The sequence below is a fragment of the Azohydromonas sp. genome (assembly GCF_035325925.1).
Classification (GTDB): Bacteria; Pseudomonadota; Gammaproteobacteria; order Burkholderiales; family Burkholderiaceae_C; genus Calidifontimicrobium.
This window is the reverse complement of the sequence record NZ_DAOKZA010000010.1, coordinates 61,145-77,445: the sequence shown is the minus strand read 5'-3', so window position 1 is coordinate 77,445 and position 16,301 is coordinate 61,145. Positions and strand designations below refer to the sequence as shown.

The window sequence follows — 16,301 nt, the reverse complement described above, 5'->3', positions numbered from 1 at the left end:
GCCGCGTTCGGCGCGCTGATCGGCGCGTCGGGCGACGCACCCGCGGACGCGGGATCGCGCGCAGGGGGCGCCCGTAGAATCGCTTGCATGATCCAAGCCAAGACCGAGCTGCTCGCGGCGCTGCGTCAGGCCGTCGCCGAACTCGGCACCGAGCCGCCGGTGGCACTGGCCTTCGAGCTGCCGCGGCAGGCAGCGCACGGCGACCTCGCGATCACCGCGGCGATGGCGTTGGCGCGAGTGCTGAAGAAGAACCCGCGCGAGCTCGCGCAGGCGCTGGTCGACGCGCTGCGGCGGCAGCCGGCGGTGCAGCGTTGGGTGGCCGGCATCGAGATCGCCGGACCCGGCTTCGTCAACCTGCGGCTGACCGACGCGGCGCGCCAGTCGGTGGTCGGCGAGGTGCTCGCCGCCGGCGATGCGTTCGGGCGACGCGCGTGCGACGGGCGGCGCGTGCTCGTCGAGTTCGTCTCCGCGAACCCCACCGGTCCGCTGCACGTCGGCCACGGCCGGCAGGCGGCGCTCGGCGACTCGATCTGCCACCTGCTGGCCACGCAGGGCTGGCAGGTCACGCGCGAGTTCTATTACAACGACGCCGGCGTGCAGATCGGCAACCTCGCGCTGTCGGTGCAGGCGCGGCTGCGCGGGCTGAAGCCCGGCGACGCCGGCTGGCCCGAGGCGGCGTACAACGGCGACTACATCGCCGACATCGCGCTCGACTTCGCGGCGCGCAAGACGGTGCGCGCCGACGACCGCGCCTTCAGCGCCAGCGGCGACCCCGACGACCTCGACGGCATCCGCCAGTTCGCCGTGGCCTACCTGCGCCACGAGCAGGACCTGGACCTGAAGGCCTTCGGCGTGCGCTTCGACCACTACTACCTCGAGTCGAGCCTGTACGCCGACGGCCGCGTCGACGCCACGGTGCAGCGCCTGGTCGCCGCCGGCAAGACCTTCGAGGACGGCGGCGCGCTGTGGCTGCGCAGCACCGAGTACGGCGACGACAAGGACCGCGTGATGCGCAAGTCCGACGGCAGCTACACCTACTTCGTGCCCGACGTCGCCTACCACATCGCCAAGTTCGAGCGCGGCTTCACGAAGGCGGTCAACATCCAGGGCAGCGACCACCACGGCACGATCGCGCGGGTGCGCGCCGGGCTGCAGGCCGCCGGCGCCGGCATCCCCGCCGGCTACCCCGACTACGTGCTGCACAAGATGGTCACCGTGATGCGCGGCGGCCAGGAGGTGAAGATCTCCAAGCGCGCCGGCAGCTACGTGACGCTGCGCGACCTGATCGACTGGACCAGCCGCGACGCCGTGCGCTTCTTCCTGATCAGCCGCAAGGCCGACACCGAGTTCGTGTTCGACGTCGACCTCGCGCTCAAGCGCAACGACGAGAACCCGGTGTTCTACGTGCAGTACGCGCATGCACGCATCTGCTCGGTGATCGCGCAGTGGGTGCAGCAGCACGGCGGCGACGAGTCGACGCTGCCTGGCGCCGACCTGTCCCGACTGACCGCGCCGACCGAGGCCGCGCTGATGCTCAAGCTCGCCGACTACCCGGCGATGCTCGAGCGTGCCGCCGCCGAGCTGGCGCCGCACGACGTCGCGTTCTTCCTGCGCGACCTCGCCGCGGCGTTCCACGCCTACTACGCCGCCGAGCGATTCCTCGTCGACGACGGCGAGCTGGCGCGCGCGCGCGTCGCGCTGCTGGCCGCGGTGCGGCAGGTGCTGCGCAACGCGCTGGCGCTGCTCGGGGTATCGGCGCCCGAGGCGATGGCGCGCGCCGAAGACGTGGTCACGGAGGCGGCATGACGGCCTCGACGCAGCGCGGCGGCTTCGTGCTCGGGATGGTCGTCGGGCTGCTGGTCGGCCTGGCGCTGGCGCTGGCGGTGGCGCTGTACGTGACCAAGGTGCCGGTGCCCTTCGTCGACAAGGTGCCGCAGCGCAGCAGCGAGATCGACGCCGCCGAGGCCGAACGGCTCAAGCGCTGGGATCCCAACGGCCCGCTGGCCGGAAAACCGGCGCAGCGTGCCGAGGCGCCGGCATCGCAGCCGTCCCCGGAAGCGCCTCCGCGGTCCGCCGCCCCGGTGACGTCCGCGAGCGCGCCGGCCGCCCCACGCACGCGCGATCCGGCGGCGATCCTCGCGGGGGTGGCGCCGTCGCCGGCCGCGCCGGCCACCGTGCCGGGCACCGACGCCTTCCGCTATTTCGTGCAGGTTGGCGCTTACTCTCGCTCCGAGGATGCCGAACAGCAGCGCGCGCGCCTGGCAATGCTCGGATTCGCCGCGCGCATCAGCGAGCGCCAGCAGGCCGGGCGCACCGTCTACCGCGTGCGCCTGGGCCCGTTCGAGCTGAAGGACCAGGCCGACGCCGCGCAGGAACGGCTGAAGAGCAACGCGGTCGAGTCAGCGCTGGTGCGCGTCGAGCGTTGAAGCATGTATGCCGACCGGGGTCCGGCGTGGCCGCCGTACCCTGCCCTTGAACCTCCGGGCCGTCGCGCGACACCGCGGCGGCCGTGCAACGAAGGACTCTGCCGATGAACCGCCGCCGCTTCTCCCTGCAACTCGCCGCCGCCGGCGTCGCGCTGCCGTTCGCGGGCCACTCGCTGGCGCAGCAGGCGCCGTTCGTCGAAGGCCGCGACTACATCCGCCTGGCGCAACCGGCGCCGACCTCGACACCGGGCAAGATCGACGTGCTCGAGTTCTTCTGGTACGGCTGCCCGCACTGCAACGCGTTCCAGCCGGCGGTCGAGACCTGGTCGGCGCGCCTGCCCGGCGACGTGGCGTTCCGCCGCGTGCCGGTGGGCTTCAGCGCGATGCACGAGACGCACGCCAGGCTGTTCTATGCGCTCGAGGCGCTGGGTGAGGTCGACAAGCTGCACCGGCGTGTGTTCGCCGCGATGCACGTGCAGCGCCGCCGCCTCGACAAGGAGTCCGACATCGCCGCGTTCGCCGCCGAGCAGGGGCTGGACCGCGACAAGTTCGTCGACGCGCTGCGCTCGTTCGGCGTGTCGACCAAGGCGCGCCAGGCCAAGGCGCTGGCCGAGGCCTACAAGATCGACGGCACGCCGTCGATGGGCGTGCACGGACGCTTCTTCACCTCGGGCAGCCTGGCCGGCAGCAACGAGCGTTCGCTGCAGGTGACCGACTTCCTCGTGCAGACCGTGCGCCGCGGCGGCTGACGCCGGCGCCGTGCATCGGCGCGATGCCGGCGTGACATTTTTCTGCGCGCCGCCGCGGTGCGGCGCAGCGGCATGGCTAGAATGCTCTGCAAGTTCTGTGCCGCCATGCCGATCGCACCTCTTGCCGCCCTGTCGCTGCTGGCCCTGCTGTTCGCCGCGGCGCCGGCGCAGGTGCGGGCCGAGCGCGGCGACCGCAGCCTGCCGCTGACCATCGAGGCCGACAAGCAGAGCACGGTCGACCTGGCCCGGCAGGTGGTCGTCTTCAACGGCAAGGTCGTCATCACGCAGGGCACGATGCGCATCACCGCCGAGCGCGTCGAGGTGCGCGAGACCCCGGAGGGCTGGCGCAGCGCCGTCGCGACCGGGCAGCCAGGGCAACCGGCGACGTTCCGCCAGAAGCGCGACGGCCTCGACGAGTTCATCGACGGCCGTGCCGAGCGCATCGAGTACGACAGCCGTGCCGACACGGTGCGGCTGCGCGGCAACGCGACGCTGCGGCGACTGCGCGGCAGTACGCCGGCCGACGAGGTGAGCGGGGACCTGATCACCTACGACAACGTCAACGAGGTGTTCAGCGTCGGCGGCGACGGCGGCGGGCGCGTGCGCGCGGTGCTGACCCCGCGCGAGGCGGCGGCCTCGGCGCCGCCGGCGGGGACGCCGCGTTGAAGGCGCCGCTCGACGCCGCGTCGACGCTGGCGTCGACGGCGGTCAGCCGACTCGAGGCCCAGGGTCTGCACAAGCGCTACGGCGCGCGCGTGGTCGTCAGGGACGTCGCGCTGGCGGTCAGCGCCGGCGAGGTGGTCGGCCTACTCGGGCCCAACGGCGCGGGCAAGACGACGATCTTCTACATGGTCGTCGGGCTGGTGCGCGCCGACGCCGGCGAGATCCTGATCGACGGCGAGCCGGTGCACCACCGCCCGATCCACGAGCGCTCGCGCCTGGGGCTGAGCTACCTGCCGCAGGAGGCGTCGATCTTCCGCAAGCTCACGGTCGAGGAGAACATCCGCGCCGTGCTCGAGCTGCAGCGCGGCGCCGACGGCCGGCCGCTGCGGCCGGCCGAGATCGAGCGCCAGCTCGAGGACCTGCTGCTCGACCTGAGCATCGACAAGCTGCGCGCCAGCCCCGCGCCGGCGCTGTCGGGCGGCGAGCGCCGGCGCGTCGAGATCGCGCGCGCGCTGGCCACGCAGCCGCGCTTCATCCTGCTCGACGAGCCGTTCGCCGGCGTCGACCCGATCGCGGTGATCGAGATCCAGCGCATCATCGGCTTCCTGAAGGCACGCGGCATCGGCGTGCTGATCACCGACCACAACGTGCGCGAGACGCTGGGCATCTGCGACCGCGCCTACATCATCAGCGACGGGCAGGTGCTCGCCGAAGGCACCCCGGCGGACATCGTCGACGACCCCGACGTTCGCAAGGTGTACCTCGGCGAGCACTTCCGCATGTAGGGCCGCGCCGTCGCCATGAGCATGAAGCCGTCACTGCAGGTCCGGCTGTCGCAACACCTGGCGCTGACGCCGCAGCTGCAGCAGTCGATCCGGCTGCTGCAGCTGTCGACGCTCGAGCTGCACCAGGAAGTCGAGCAGATGCTCGAGGCCAACCCGTTCATCGAGCTCGACGACGAGGTGCCGACGCCGTTCGAGGCCTCGCTCGACACCGCCGCCGCGGTGCCCACGCCCGCCGCCGAGCGCGACGACACCGACGGCCGCGTCGACAACGACGAGCCGGCCGGCATCGACCGCGACGAGGCCGGCGCGACCGAACGCGAGGACTGGGCCAACGGCACCGAGGGCGACGACTTCGACGGCATCCGCGAGACGCCGCCGGGCGCCGGCGACGACGCCGACTTCGAGCCGCAGCAAGGCGGCGGCGGCGACACGCTGGCCGCCCACCTGCGCCGCCAGCTCGCGGGCATGCGGCTGTCGGCCGAGGACGCGGCGGCGGTCGAGGCGCTCATCGACTCGCTCGACGACGACGGCTACCTTGCCGACGCGCTCGACGACATCGCGCGGCAGCTCGCCGGCGACGACGACGAGGTCCGCGACGAGCTGCTGGCGCGGCTGCGCTGCGCGCTGCACTGGCTGCAGGCGATGGAGCCCTGCGGCGTCGGCGCACGCGACCTGCGCGAGTGCCTGCAGCTGCAGCTGCGCGAGCGGCCCGACACGCCGGCGCGCGCGGTCGCGCTGGCGATCTGCGAGCAGCACCTCGAGCTGCTGGCGCGGCGCGACGTCAGGCGGCTGATGGCCGTGACCGGTGCCGACGACGAGCTGATCCGGCAGGCGCAGTCGCTGATCGTGGCGTGCGAACCCAAGCCCGGGCGGCCGTTCTCCCGCGCCGAGGCGAACATCGTGGTGCCCGACGTGATCGTCGTGAGGAGCGGGCGCGGCTGGAAGTGCGTGCTCAACCCCGACGTGATGCCGCGCCTGCGCATCAACGACCTCTACGCGCAGGCGATTCGCGGCCAGCGCAACGGCACCGGCGCCGGGCTGTCGACGCGGCTGCAGGAGGCGCGCTGGTTCATGAAGAACGTGCAGCAGCGCTTCGACACCATCCTGCGCGTGTCCAGCGCGATCGTCGAGCGGCAGAAGAACTTCTTCAGCCACGGCGCGATCGCGATGAAGCCGCTGGTGCTGCGCGAGATCGCCGACGAGCTCGGCCTGCACGAGAGCACGATCTCGCGCGTGACCACCGCCAAGTACATGGCCACCCCGTTCGGCACCTTCGAGCTGAAGTACTTCTTCGGTTCGTCGCTGGCCACCGACGCGGGCGGCAACGCGTCGAGCACCGCGGTGCGCGCGCTGATCAAGCAGTTCGTCGCTGCCGAGGACGCCGCGCGCCCGCTGTCGGACAGCCAGCTCGGCAAGATGCTCGAGGAGCAGGGCATCCAGGTGGCGCGGCGCACGGTGGCCAAGTACCGCGAGGCGCTGAAGATCGCGCCGGCCAACCTGCGCAAGGCGCTGTGAACCCCGCGCGCACCGGCGCCGCGCTGTTCCTGCCCTGCGCCGGCGGCACCGAGGCGCTGCTCGTCGACGAGTGCCACCGGCTGCTCGGTGCCGACGCGGCGGTCGAGCCCGGCCGCGGCGGGGTCACCGTGCACGGCGACGAATCGGCGGCGATGCGCCTGAACCTGGGCAGCCGACTCGCGCAACGCGTGCTGTGGCCGCTGGCCGCCGGCGACTACCGCGACGAGGACGACCTGTACGCGCTGGCACGGCGCGTGCGCTGGGCCGACTGGATCGGGCCCCAGCACACGCTGCGTGTGGACACCAGCGCGCGCGCCGCGCCACTGCGCAGCCTGCACTTCGCGGCGCTGCGCATCAAGGACGCGGTGTGCGACGCGCTGCGCGAGGCCACCGGCGCGCGACCCGGCGTCGACACGCGCGCGCCCGACCTGCCGCTGCTGCTGCACCTGGGCGAGCGCCAAGCCACGCTGTACGTCGACACCTCGGGCGAGGCGCTGTTCAAGCGCGGCTGGCGCGACGCCGGCGCCGCCGGCCAGGAGGTCAAGGGCGAGGCGCCGCTGAAGGAGACGCTGGCCGCCGCGATGCTCGCCGCCGCCGGCTGGCACGGGCGCGCCGACGACCCGCCGCTGTTCGACCCGTGCTGCGGCGCCGGCACGATCGCGATCGAGGCCGCGCAGCTGGCGTGCGGCATCGCGCCCGGCCTGCAGCGGCACTTCGCGTTCGAGCGCCTGGCGCCGTTTCGCGCGCACGCCGCGGCGTGGCAGGCGATGCGCCGCGCCGCGCGCGAGCGCGTGCACGCGCCCGCGGTGGCGGTGCACGCCGGCGACGTGTCGTTTCGCATGACCGACTTCGCCGCGCGCAACGCGCGCCGCGCCGGCGTCGGCGAGGCAATCGCCTTCAAGGCCGCCGACGCGCTGCAGCGCCCGGCGCCGGCCGACGCCGGCGTGCTGATGCTCAACCCGCCGTACGGCGAGCGCATCGCCCCCAAGGGCCGCGGCAGCGCGCGCGAAGGCTTCGAGCGGGCGGCGTCGGCGGGCGAGTTCTTCGCCGCGCTGGCGGCGCACTGGAAGCGCCACTACGCGGGCTGGACCGCCTGGGTGCTCAGCCCCGAGCTGCAGCTGCCGGGGCTGATGCGGCTGAAGGCGACGCGCCGCGTGCCGATGTGGAACGGCCCGATCGAGTGCCGGCTGTTCCGCTTCGACATGGTGGCCGGCTCGGCGCGCCCGCGCGCGCGACCCGACGCGGGCTGAGGTTCAGCGCAGCGTCAGGCGCTGCCCGCTGGCCAGCGCGTGCACGCGGTGCGGCAGCCCCAGCGCCGCGACCTGCGCCATCACGGTGTCGACTTCGCCGGGCTTGATGTGCGTGATGTGCACGTCGGTCGGCGCGCCGAGCTGCGCCAGCTCGCCGGCCAGCGTGCGCGGGCTGAGGTGGCCGCTGATCTCGGCCAGCGCAGCGTCCTCGTCGCCGAACGCGGTCTCGATCACGAGGTGTGCCACCGACATCTGGCGCAGCCGCTGCCACAGCGCCGGGTTCGGCCCGGTGTCGCCGCTGAACACCCATGCCGGCGCGCCTTCGGCCGGCGCGATCGCGAAGCCGACCGCCGGAACGGTGTGCGCTGCGCCGAGCACCTCGACGCGGCGCGCGCCGAAGCGCAGCACCTCACCGACGTCGAACGGCACGAAGCGCAGCACCGGCCGTTCGGGGTTGGGCAGCCGGCTGAAGTCGGGCCAGATCACGCCGTTGAACACGTGGGTGCGCAGCGCCGCGATCGTCGCGGGCAGCGCGTGCACCTCGATCGGCGCGCGATCGGCGGCGCGGCGACGGCGCGACACCGTGTCGGCGAGCAGGCCGATCGACAGCACGTGGTCGAGGTGCGAGTGGCTGACGACGATGTGGTCGATGCGCAGCAGTTCGTCGAGCGTGAGGTCGCCCACACCGGTACCGGCGTCGACGAGCAGATCGTCGTCGACGAGGAAGGCGGTGGTGCGGCTGCCCGCGGCGATCGAGCCGGAGCAGCCGAGGACGCGGATCGTCATGTCCTGCGCGGCGCCCGCGCCCGCGCCCGGCAGGTCGCGGTCCCGCGGCCGGACCTCTGCGGGCGCGCGCGGCGAGAACAGGGCAGGCATCGGGCGATGTTGCGACGCCGGCCTCGGGTGCACAAGAGGCCGGCGTGCATGCGCCACGCGGCTCGTCGCCCGCCGATCACCGCGCCGGCGCCGCCGTGAGATGTTCACGTCGCGCCCGGCGGGCGTTCAGGCCTGAACGAACTGCATCTGCGTGCCGGCCAGTTCGATGACGTCGCCGTTTTTCAGCTGCACCGAGTCGCCGGCCAGCGCGGCGCCGTTGATGCTGGGGCGCGAGCTGCCCTCGACGTGCGCCAGCACGTAGCCGACCGGCCGCTTGGTGATCGACGCGACCTGCACGCCGGGCTTGCCCACCGTGGTCACGACCTTGGTCAGCGCCACCTCGCGCCCGGCGGCGGCACCGTTGAGCACGCGGATCGACGCCGGGCCCACCGGCGCGGCGAGCGACCCGAACCCCGAGCCGCCGGCCGGGCGCGACGCGGCGAACGCCGGCCCCGGCGCGGCGCCGGGGCGGATGACCATCGTGTGCTCGTAGTCGGTGCCGTTGTCGACCAGGTACTTGATCTTGTACTTGCCGATCTCGATCGTGTCGTTGTGCGCCAGCAGCTGCTTCTTGACCGCCTTGCCGTTGATGTAGGTGCCGTTCGTCGAGTTCAGGTCCTCGATGAACACGTCGGGCCCGGCCATCTGCAGCACCGCATGCTCGCCGCTGACGGCGAGGTTGTCGATGACGATGTCGTTGTACGGGCGCCGGCCGAGGGTGGTCTTGTCCTTCGTGATCTGCACTTCCTTGATCACGACACCGTCGAGGGAGACGACCAGCTTGCCCATGCGCATGACCTCTTGTCGTAGCGGATCTTCCAGCACTTCCCAACGGCGCGCGGCGTCGATCGCGCGTTCAGCGCCTGAACGGCCACCACGACGAACGACCCACCTGCGGCTGGCCGGCCACCCGGGCCAGAACCAGCGAAATATTATCCTTTCCACCGGCGTCGTTGGCCGCGTCGATCAGTGCGCGCCCCGCGTCGGCGAGCAATTCGTGCGATCTCAACAGTTGCACGAGCGTCGCGTCGTCGAGCATGTCCGACAGCCCGTCGGAGCACAGCAGGTACAGGTCGCCCGGCAGCACCTCGTGCAGGTGGGTCTCGAGCAGCACGGTGTCCTCGATACCCACCGCGCGCGTGACCAGGTTGCGCTGCGCCGAAAAGGCCGCCTGCTCTGGCGAGATCACGCCGGCGTCGATCTGTTCCTGCAGCAGCGAGTGGTCGCGCGTGATCTGCTGCAGGCGGCCGCCGCGCAGCCGGTAGGCGCGCGAGTCGCCGACGTGGCCGACCAGCAGGCGGGGGCCGCGGAACACCGCGACCACCAGCGTGGTGCCCATGCCGGCGTAGTGCGGGTTGGCGTTGGCGGCGTTGAAGATCGCGCGGTTGGCGTTGTCCACGCAGATGTCCATCGCGCGGCGCACGTCGGCGTCGGCGGCCGCGCCGGCATCGTGCAGCCAACGCCCGAGCTCGCTGCGGATGAACGAGGTCGCCATGCCGCTGGCCACCTCGCCGGCGTTGTAGCCGCCCATGCCGTCGGCGAGCACCGCGAGCGCGTTGTCCTCGTCGAGCGCGACCGCGTCCTCGTTGTTGTCGCGCTGGCGCCCCTTGTCGATGGCGGCGAAGAACTCGACGTTCATGGGGGCACGGCGGGGCACGGCGACGGTGGCGCTGGCAGCGCCGAGGAGCGCGATTGTGCCGCGTCCGGCCGACCGGACGCCCCCCGGGTTTGCCGGGGCGGTCGACGCGGCGGCCTCAGCGCACCAGCGCCTGCAGCGACGCGAGCCGCTCGGCCGCCGCGGTCGCGCCGGGGCGCGACGCCGGGTCGGGGTGCGTCAGTTCGGCCACGAAGGCGGCCAGCGCCGCCGGCAGGTCGGGGCGCAGCTTGCCCAGCGAGCGCGGCGCCCCGCGCGCCACCGCCTGCAGCAGGGCACCGAGCGTCGCGCCGTCGTGCGGCAGCTCGCCGCTGAGCAGTTGGAACAGCGTGACGCCGAGCGCGTAGACGTCGCCGGCCGGGCCGGCCGCCGCGCCGGCGAGCTGCTCGGGCGGCATGAACGCCGGCGTGCCCAGCAGCACGCCGCTGCGCGTGCGATGGGCGTCGAGCATGCGAGCGACGCCGAAGTCGGTGACCCACACGCGCCGCGACGCGGCGTCGAACACCAGGTTGGCCGGCTTCAGGTCGCGGTGCACGACACCCTGCGCGTGGGCGTGCGCCAGCGCGTCGGCGACCTCGGCGCCCAGCCGCAGCACCAGTGCCTCGGGCAGCAGCCGCGCCGCACGGGCGTGGCGGCGCAAGTCGCCGCCGGGCAACAGCGTCATCGCCAGGTACGCGCGCTGCTGCTCCACGCCGGCTGCGTGGACCTCGACGATCGCCGGGTGGCGCAGCCGGCGAAGCACCTCGGCCTCGCGGGCAAAGCGTTCGGCGAGCGCGGTCGCGTCGTCGTCACCGGCGGTGTGCGGCGTGAGCACCTTCAGTGCCAGCGCGCGCGAGTCCGCGTCGACCGCCAGGTACAGCACCCCGGTGGCACCGCGGGCGAGCACGCGCGCGACGCGCAGGCCCGCGAACGTCGATCCGGCGGCAAGCAGACGGTCGCGCGGGCTCACGCGGCGGCGTGGCGGCGACCCGGCGCGCTCAGGCCGTCGCGTCGGAGGCCGGTTCGGGCCGGCGCGACGCGATCCACTTGCCCCAGCCGAGCACGAGCAGCGCACCGGCGACGCCGGCGGCGTACTTCACGACGTCGGTCTGCGGAACCTTGGGCACCCAGGTCCAGGCGTCGGGGCTGACCACCGCAGGGTCGGACACCGCCATCGTGCCGGCGATCCAGCCCAGCAGCATGCCGCCGAGCGTGATGATGATCGGGAAGCGGTCCATCAGCTTGATCACCAGCTGGCTGCCCCAGACGATGATCGGGATGCTGACCAGCAGGCCGAAGATCACCAGCGGCATCTGGTGGCCCTCGCCGGCGCCCTGCGCGGCGCCGGCGATCGCGATGACGTTGTCGACGCTCATCACGAGGTCGGCGACGATCACCGTCTTCACCGCGGCCCACAGCTTGTCGCTGGCCTCGATGCTGCCGTGGGCGTCTTCGTGCTCGGGCACCAGCAGCTTGATGCCGATCCACACCAGCAGCGCGGCGCCGACCAGCTTCAGGAACGGAATCGCCAGCAGCGTCAGCGCGAAGAAGATCAGGATCACGCGCAGCCCGATCGCGCCCGCCGTGCCCCACAGGATGCCGGCGGTGCGCTGCCTGGCCGGCAGCCGGCGACACGCCAGCGCAATGACGACCGCATTGTCGCCACCGAGCAGGATGTCGATCATGATGATCTGCCCGACCGCGACCCAGAACGCGGGGGTCAAGAACTCTTCCATCCGGGATCTCCGAAGACTCGGCCGCCAGTGTAGGGGCCGCGGTACCGCCTGGCGGTGCGTAAAACTACAGAGCGGCGGCGCCGCAACGCGACGGGCCGCCCGCAGACGGCCCGTCGCGCGAGGCGCGGTGTGCGCTCAGATCAGCGACTTCAGCAGCCGGCCCATCTCCGACGGGTTGCGCGTGACCTTGAAGCCGCACTCCTCCATGATCGCGAGCTTGGCGTCGGCGGTGTCGGCACCGCCCGAGATCAGCGCGCCGGCGTGGCCCATGCGCTTGCCCGGTGGCGCGGTGACGCCGGCGATGAAGCCCACCACCGGCTTGCGCATGTTCGCCTTGCACCAGCGCGCCGCCTCGGCCTCGTCGGGGCCACCGATCTCGCCGATCATGATCACCGCGTCGGTGTCGGGGTCGTCGTTGAACATCTGCATCACGTCGATGTGCTTCAACCCGTTGATCGGGTCGCCGCCGATGCCCACCGCGCTGCTCTGGCCGAGGCCGATCTCGGTGAGCTGGGCCACGGCCTCGTAGGTCAGCGTGCCCGAGCGGCTGACCACGCCGATGCGGCCCTTGCGGTGGATGTGGCCGGGCATGATCCCGATCTTGATCTCCTCGGGCGTGATCGTGCCCGGGCAGTTCGGCCCGAGCAGCAGCGTGCGCTTGCCGCCGGCGGCCTCCTTGGCCTTCATGCGGTTGCGCACCTCGAGCATGTCGCGGATCGGGATGCCCTCGGTGATGCAGATCGCCAGGTCCAGGTCGGCTTCGACCGCCTCCCAGATCGCCGCCGCGGCGCCCGCAGGTGGCACGTAGATCACGCTGACGGTGGCGCCGGTGGACGCCTTGGCGTCCTTGACGCTGGCATAGATCGGGATGCCCTCGAAGTCCTCGCCGGCCTTCTTCGGGTTGACGCCGGCGACGAAGCAGTTCCTGCCGTTCGCGTAGTCGCGGCACATGCGGGTGTGGAACTGCCCGGTCTTGCCGGTGATGCCCTGCGTGATGACGCGGGTGTCCTTGTTGATCAGGATGCTCATACGGACCTCGAAGTCGGATTTCGATCCAAGCGGACGCCGCGGAACCGGCTTGGCCGGGCCGCTGGCGGCGCCCCCTTGAGGGGGAGCGCCGTCAGGCGCTCCGGGGGAGGGACACGGACTCGACGATCTTCGTCGCGGCCTCGGCCATCGTGTCGGCGCTGATGATCGGCAGGCCCGAGTCGGCCAGCATCTTCTTGCCCAGGTCCTCGTTCGTGCCCTTCATGCGCACGACCAGCGGAATCGACAGGTGCACCGCCTTGCACGCCGCGATCACGCCTTCGGCGATGGTGTCGCAGCGCATGATGCCGCCGAAGATGTTGACCAGGATGCCCTTGACGTTCGGGTTGCGCAGCATGATCTTGAACGCCTCGGTGACCTTCTCGGCCGTGGCGCCACCGCCGACGTCGAGGAAGTTCGCCGGCTCGCCGCCGAACAGCTTGATGGTGTCCATCGTCGCCATCGCCAGGCCCGCGCCGTTGACCAGGCAGCCGATGTTGCCGTCGAGGCTGATGTAGCTGAGGTCGAACTTGCTCGCCTCGATCTCGGCCGGGTCCTCCTCGTCGAGGTCGCGCATGGCGACGATCTCGGGGTGGCGGAACAGCGCGTTGCTGTCGAAGTTGAACTTCGCGTCGAGCGCCTTCAGGTGGCCGTTGCCCTCGAGGATCAGCGGGTTGATCTCGGCCAGCGACGCGTCGGTGTCCATGTAGCAGCGGTACAGGTTCTTGAACAGCGTCACCGCCTCGGCCTGGCTCGCCTCGGGCACGCCGATGCCGCGCGCCAGCTCCAGCGCCTGCGCGTCGGTCAGCCCGGTCAGCGGGTCGGCGAAGACCTTGATGATCTTCTCCGGCGTGCGGTGCGCGACCTCCTCGATGTCCATGCCCCCCTCGCTGCTGGCCATCATCGCGACCTTCTGCGTGGCGCGGTCGGTCAGCGCGGCGACGTAGTACTCCTTCTTGATGTCGGCGCCTTCCTCGATCAGCAGCCGGCGCACCTTCTGGCCGCCGGGGCCGGTCTGGTGCGTGACCAGCTGCATGCCCAGAATCTGCCCGGCCAGCGCCTTCACCTCGTCGACCGAGCGCGCGAGCTTGACGCCGCCGCCCTTGCCGCGGCCGCCCGCGTGGATCTGCGCCTTGACCACCCACACGCTGCCGCCGAGCTTCTGTGCGGCCTCGACCGCTTCCTGCACCGTGAAAGCGGGCACGCCGCGCGGCACCGGCACGGTGAACTGGCGCAGGATGTCCTTGCCTTGGTATTCGTGGATCTTCATGGGCGGGCTGGGCAGTGGAGGGACGAAAGGGGCGGCGGCCGCGTCAGGCCGGCGTGGTGGCCGGCATCGACGGCGCATTGTCGGCGTCGTTCTTGGCGTCAGGCTGACGGTACCAGCGCGGGAAATGCACGCGCACCACGTCGCCCGACTCGCGCAGCGCGTGGCAGCGGTCGATCTGGAACGGGCGCGGGTCGCCGGGCCGGTCGGCGCGGGTGTCGATGACGTCGCCGGCGAAGGCCTGGATCACCGCGGTGGGCAGCACCTGCGCCAACTCGGTCAGGTGGGTGCAGCCGCGCACGCCGCCGACGCGCTCGAGCAGCGCGCGGCGGAAGCCGCGGCCGAGGTTCAGGCCGACCAGCCGGGCGTAGGCGTCGTCGTGGCGGTCGCATTCGCCGGCGTAGGGCATGCCCTGCGTGTGCGAGCCGGCGGCGACGACGTTGAGCGCGCGGTCGACGACGAGCCGTAGCAGCATGTCGTGGATCGGCTCGCCGGCGCGGCGCACGCCGCCACCGAGCGGCACGTCGCGCGTTTTCGTGTCGATGAGCGTCGCGTCCACCTCCCACAGGCCGTCGTCGCGGGCGAACACCTGCACGTCGATCGAACGGCGGTGCTTGGGCTGGCGCGACGGGCAGGCGGGAGGCAGCGGCATGGCGGACGCGGCGCGCCGAGAGGCCTTCGGACTGCAGGCGAAGGGCCGGCGCGGGCGGAAAACGCGCCGAAATGTAGCACGCGCCCCTGGGCCGCCCGGTGGGCGCGGTGGTGTCAGTCGTCGTCGGCGCCGAGGGTCGGAACGACGCGGCGGATCACCTCGGCCGAGAACCCGCGCCCGGCGAGAAAGCGCATCTGGCGCGCCCGTTCGGCGGCGTCGGCCGGCGCGCGCGCCTGGTACTTGCGCGCCCACACCGCGCGCGCGCGCTCGACCTCGCTGGCGCGCAGCGCCGCGTCGGCGTCGGCGTCGAGGCTCACGCCCAGGCGGGACAGTTCGCTGCGGATGCGCACGTTGCCGAAGCGCGGCGCGCGGGTGTTGACGCGCGACTCGACGAAGCGCCGCTCGTCGAGCCAGCCCTGGCGCTGCAGCTCGTCGAGCAAGGCGTCGACCTCGGCGGCCCGGGCCGCCGGGTCGTCGTCGTCGGGCGGGCTGCCGGCGCGCCGCGCCGCCGCGGCAAGGCGCAGCAGCTTGCCGCGCAATTCGCTGCGGCTATGGTCACGCTGCGCCAGCCATTGCAGCGCGCGTGCCTTCAGCGACAGCGCGGGCATCGCGGCGGCGCGCGCCGAGCGCGCGGGCCTACCCGGCGGTGGCGGCGGGCAGCAGCGGGATGCCCATCGCCTCGCGCACCTTGTTCTCGATCTCGTACGCCAGGTCGGCGTTCTCGCGCAGGAACTCGCGCGCGTTGTCCTTGCCCTGACCGATCTTCTCGCCGTTGTAGGCGTACCAGGCACCGCTCTTGTCGAGCACCTTGGCCGCCACCCCCATGTCGACGATCTCGCCCTCGCGGCTGATGCCCTCGCCGTAGAGGATGTCGAACTCGGCGGTCTTGAACGGCGGGGCGACCTTGTTCTTCACGACCTTGACCTTGGTTTCGCTGCCGATCACCTCGTCGCCGCGCTTGATGCTGCCGGTGCGCCGGATGTCCAGCCGCACCGAGGCGTAGAACTTCAGCGCGTTGCCGCCGGTGGTCGTCTCGGGGTTGCCGAACATGACGCCGATCTTCATGCGGATCTGGTTGATGAAGATGACCATGCAGTTGGTCTTCTTGATCGTCGCGGTCAGCTTGCGCAGTGCCTGGCTCATCAGCCGCGCCTGCAGGCCGGGCAGGCTGTCGCCCATCTCGCCCTCGAGTTCGGCCTTGGGCGTCAGCGCGGCCACCGAGTCGATGACGATCAGGTCGACCGAGCCCGAGCGCACCAGCGCGTCGACGATCTCCAGCGCCTGCTCGCCGGTGTCCGGCTGGCTGATCAGCAGGTCTTGAAGGTTCACACCGAGCCTCTGCGCGTACTGCACGTCGAGGGCGTGCTCGGCGTCGATGAAGGCGCACACCCCGGCCTGCTTCTGCATCTCGGCGATGACCTGCAGCGTCAGCGTCGTCTTGCCCGAGCTTTCGGGGCCGTAGATCTCGATCACGCGTCCGCGCGGCAGCCCGCCGACGCCCAGCGCGATGTCCAGCCCCAGCGAGCCGGTGGACACGACCTGGATGTCCTCGATCTTCTCGCCCTCGCCCAGGCGCATGATCGAACCCTTGCCGAACTGCTTCTCGATTTGCGCCAGCGCGGCCTGCAGGGCCTTGGCCTTCTCGGTGTTCAGCGCCTTGACGGGGGCATCCATGGTCTTCTCCGGTTTCATCGTCGCGATTGTGGCACAACTGGATGTTCGT

17 protein-coding genes are annotated in these 16,301 nt (G+C 72.1%); 7 read left to right on the top strand and 10 right to left on the bottom strand.

Going from position 1 to position 16,301, the window contains the following annotated elements; all coding sequences use genetic code 11:
• Positions 1-87: 87 nt before the first annotated feature.
• The 7 genes from argS to PKC53_RS05730 all read left to right on the top strand — a co-directional run bounded on the left by argS (position 88) and on the right by PKC53_RS05730 (position 7,388).
• Complete coding sequence (gene argS, locus PKC53_RS05760; protein ID WP_324427225.1) at positions 88-1,806, top strand: arginine--tRNA ligase; 1,719 nt, start codon at positions 88-90, stop codon at positions 1,804-1,806.
• Entirely contained in the window at positions 1,803-2,426 is a 624-nt protein-coding gene (locus PKC53_RS05755) for an SPOR domain-containing protein (RefSeq protein ID WP_324427223.1), read from the top strand. The genes argS and PKC53_RS05755 overlap by 4 nt, the downstream gene beginning before the upstream one ends.
• 104 nt (positions 2,427-2,530) lie before the next feature.
• Entirely contained in the window at positions 2,531-3,175 is a 645-nt protein-coding gene (locus tag PKC53_RS05750) for a thiol:disulfide interchange protein DsbA/DsbL (RefSeq protein ID WP_324427221.1), read from the top strand.
• A gap of 105 nt (positions 3,176-3,280) precedes the next feature.
• Entirely contained in the window at positions 3,281-3,841 is a 561-nt protein-coding gene (gene lptA / locus PKC53_RS05745; RefSeq protein WP_324427219.1) for a lipopolysaccharide transport periplasmic protein LptA, read from the top strand.
• Positions 3,838-4,623, top strand: coding sequence for an LPS export ABC transporter ATP-binding protein (lptB, locus tag PKC53_RS05740; RefSeq protein WP_324427217.1), 786 nt, complete (start codon positions 3,838-3,840; stop codon positions 4,621-4,623). Before lptA ends, lptB begins: the two co-directional genes overlap by 4 nt.
• 21 nt (positions 4,624-4,644) lie before the next feature.
• A complete protein-coding gene (locus PKC53_RS05735) occupies positions 4,645-6,138 on the top strand; it encodes an RNA polymerase factor sigma-54 (RefSeq protein ID WP_324427215.1) in 1,494 nt (497 codons plus the stop codon).
• Positions 6,135-7,388, top strand: coding sequence for a THUMP domain-containing protein (locus PKC53_RS05730; protein ID WP_324427213.1), 1,254 nt, complete (start codon positions 6,135-6,137; stop codon positions 7,386-7,388). Before PKC53_RS05735 ends, PKC53_RS05730 begins: the two co-directional genes overlap by 4 nt.
• Before the next feature lie 3 nt (positions 7,389-7,391).
• On the opposite strand, the gene PKC53_RS05725 is transcribed toward PKC53_RS05730, so the two are convergent.
• The 10 genes from PKC53_RS05725 to recA form a co-directional block, all read right to left on the bottom strand.
• Positions 7,392-8,174, bottom strand: coding sequence for a 3',5'-cyclic-nucleotide phosphodiesterase (locus PKC53_RS05725; RefSeq protein ID WP_324427211.1), 783 nt, complete (start codon positions 8,172-8,174; stop codon positions 7,392-7,394).
• Between the two features lie 216 nt (positions 8,175-8,390).
• On the bottom strand, positions 8,391-9,053 hold the full coding sequence (locus PKC53_RS05720; protein ID WP_324427266.1) for an FHA domain-containing protein: 663 nt from the start codon (positions 9,051-9,053) through the stop codon (positions 8,391-8,393).
• Positions 9,054-9,120: 67 nt separating this feature from the next.
• Positions 9,121-9,903: a Stp1/IreP family PP2C-type Ser/Thr phosphatase gene (locus PKC53_RS05715; protein ID WP_324427209.1), complete on the bottom strand. Its 783-nt coding sequence runs from the start codon at positions 9,901-9,903 to the stop codon at positions 9,121-9,123.
• Between the two features lie 115 nt (positions 9,904-10,018).
• Positions 10,019-10,867: a serine/threonine-protein kinase gene (locus PKC53_RS05710; protein WP_324427207.1), complete on the bottom strand. Its 849-nt coding sequence runs from the start codon at positions 10,865-10,867 to the stop codon at positions 10,019-10,021.
• A gap of 28 nt (positions 10,868-10,895) precedes the next feature.
• Positions 10,896-11,633: a TerC family protein gene (locus PKC53_RS05705; RefSeq protein ID WP_324427205.1), complete on the bottom strand. Its 738-nt coding sequence runs from the start codon at positions 11,631-11,633 to the stop codon at positions 10,896-10,898.
• Between the two features lie 135 nt (positions 11,634-11,768).
• On the bottom strand, positions 11,769-12,662 hold the full coding sequence (gene sucD / locus PKC53_RS05700) for a succinate--CoA ligase subunit alpha (protein WP_324427203.1): 894 nt from the start codon (positions 12,660-12,662) through the stop codon (positions 11,769-11,771).
• Between the two features lie 91 nt (positions 12,663-12,753).
• The gene (gene sucC / locus PKC53_RS05695; protein WP_324427201.1) at positions 12,754-13,929 is read right to left on the bottom strand and encodes an ADP-forming succinate--CoA ligase subunit beta; all 1,176 of its coding nucleotides are present in this window, start codon (positions 13,927-13,929) and stop codon (positions 12,754-12,756) included.
• A 43-nt stretch (positions 13,930-13,972) separates the two neighbouring features.
• Entirely contained in the window at positions 13,973-14,578 is a 606-nt protein-coding gene (locus tag PKC53_RS05690) for a DUF2889 domain-containing protein (protein ID WP_324427199.1), read from the bottom strand.
• A 113-nt stretch (positions 14,579-14,691) separates the two neighbouring features.
• Positions 14,692-15,186, bottom strand: coding sequence for a regulatory protein RecX (locus PKC53_RS05685; protein WP_324427197.1), 495 nt, complete (start codon positions 15,184-15,186; stop codon positions 14,692-14,694).
• Positions 15,187-15,214: 28 nt separating this feature from the next.
• Positions 15,215-16,252 (bottom strand): recombinase RecA, encoded by a 1,038-nt coding sequence (gene recA, locus PKC53_RS05680; protein ID WP_324427195.1) that lies wholly within the window; start codon positions 16,250-16,252, stop codon positions 15,215-15,217.
• Between the last annotated feature and the right edge of the window lie 49 nt (positions 16,253-16,301).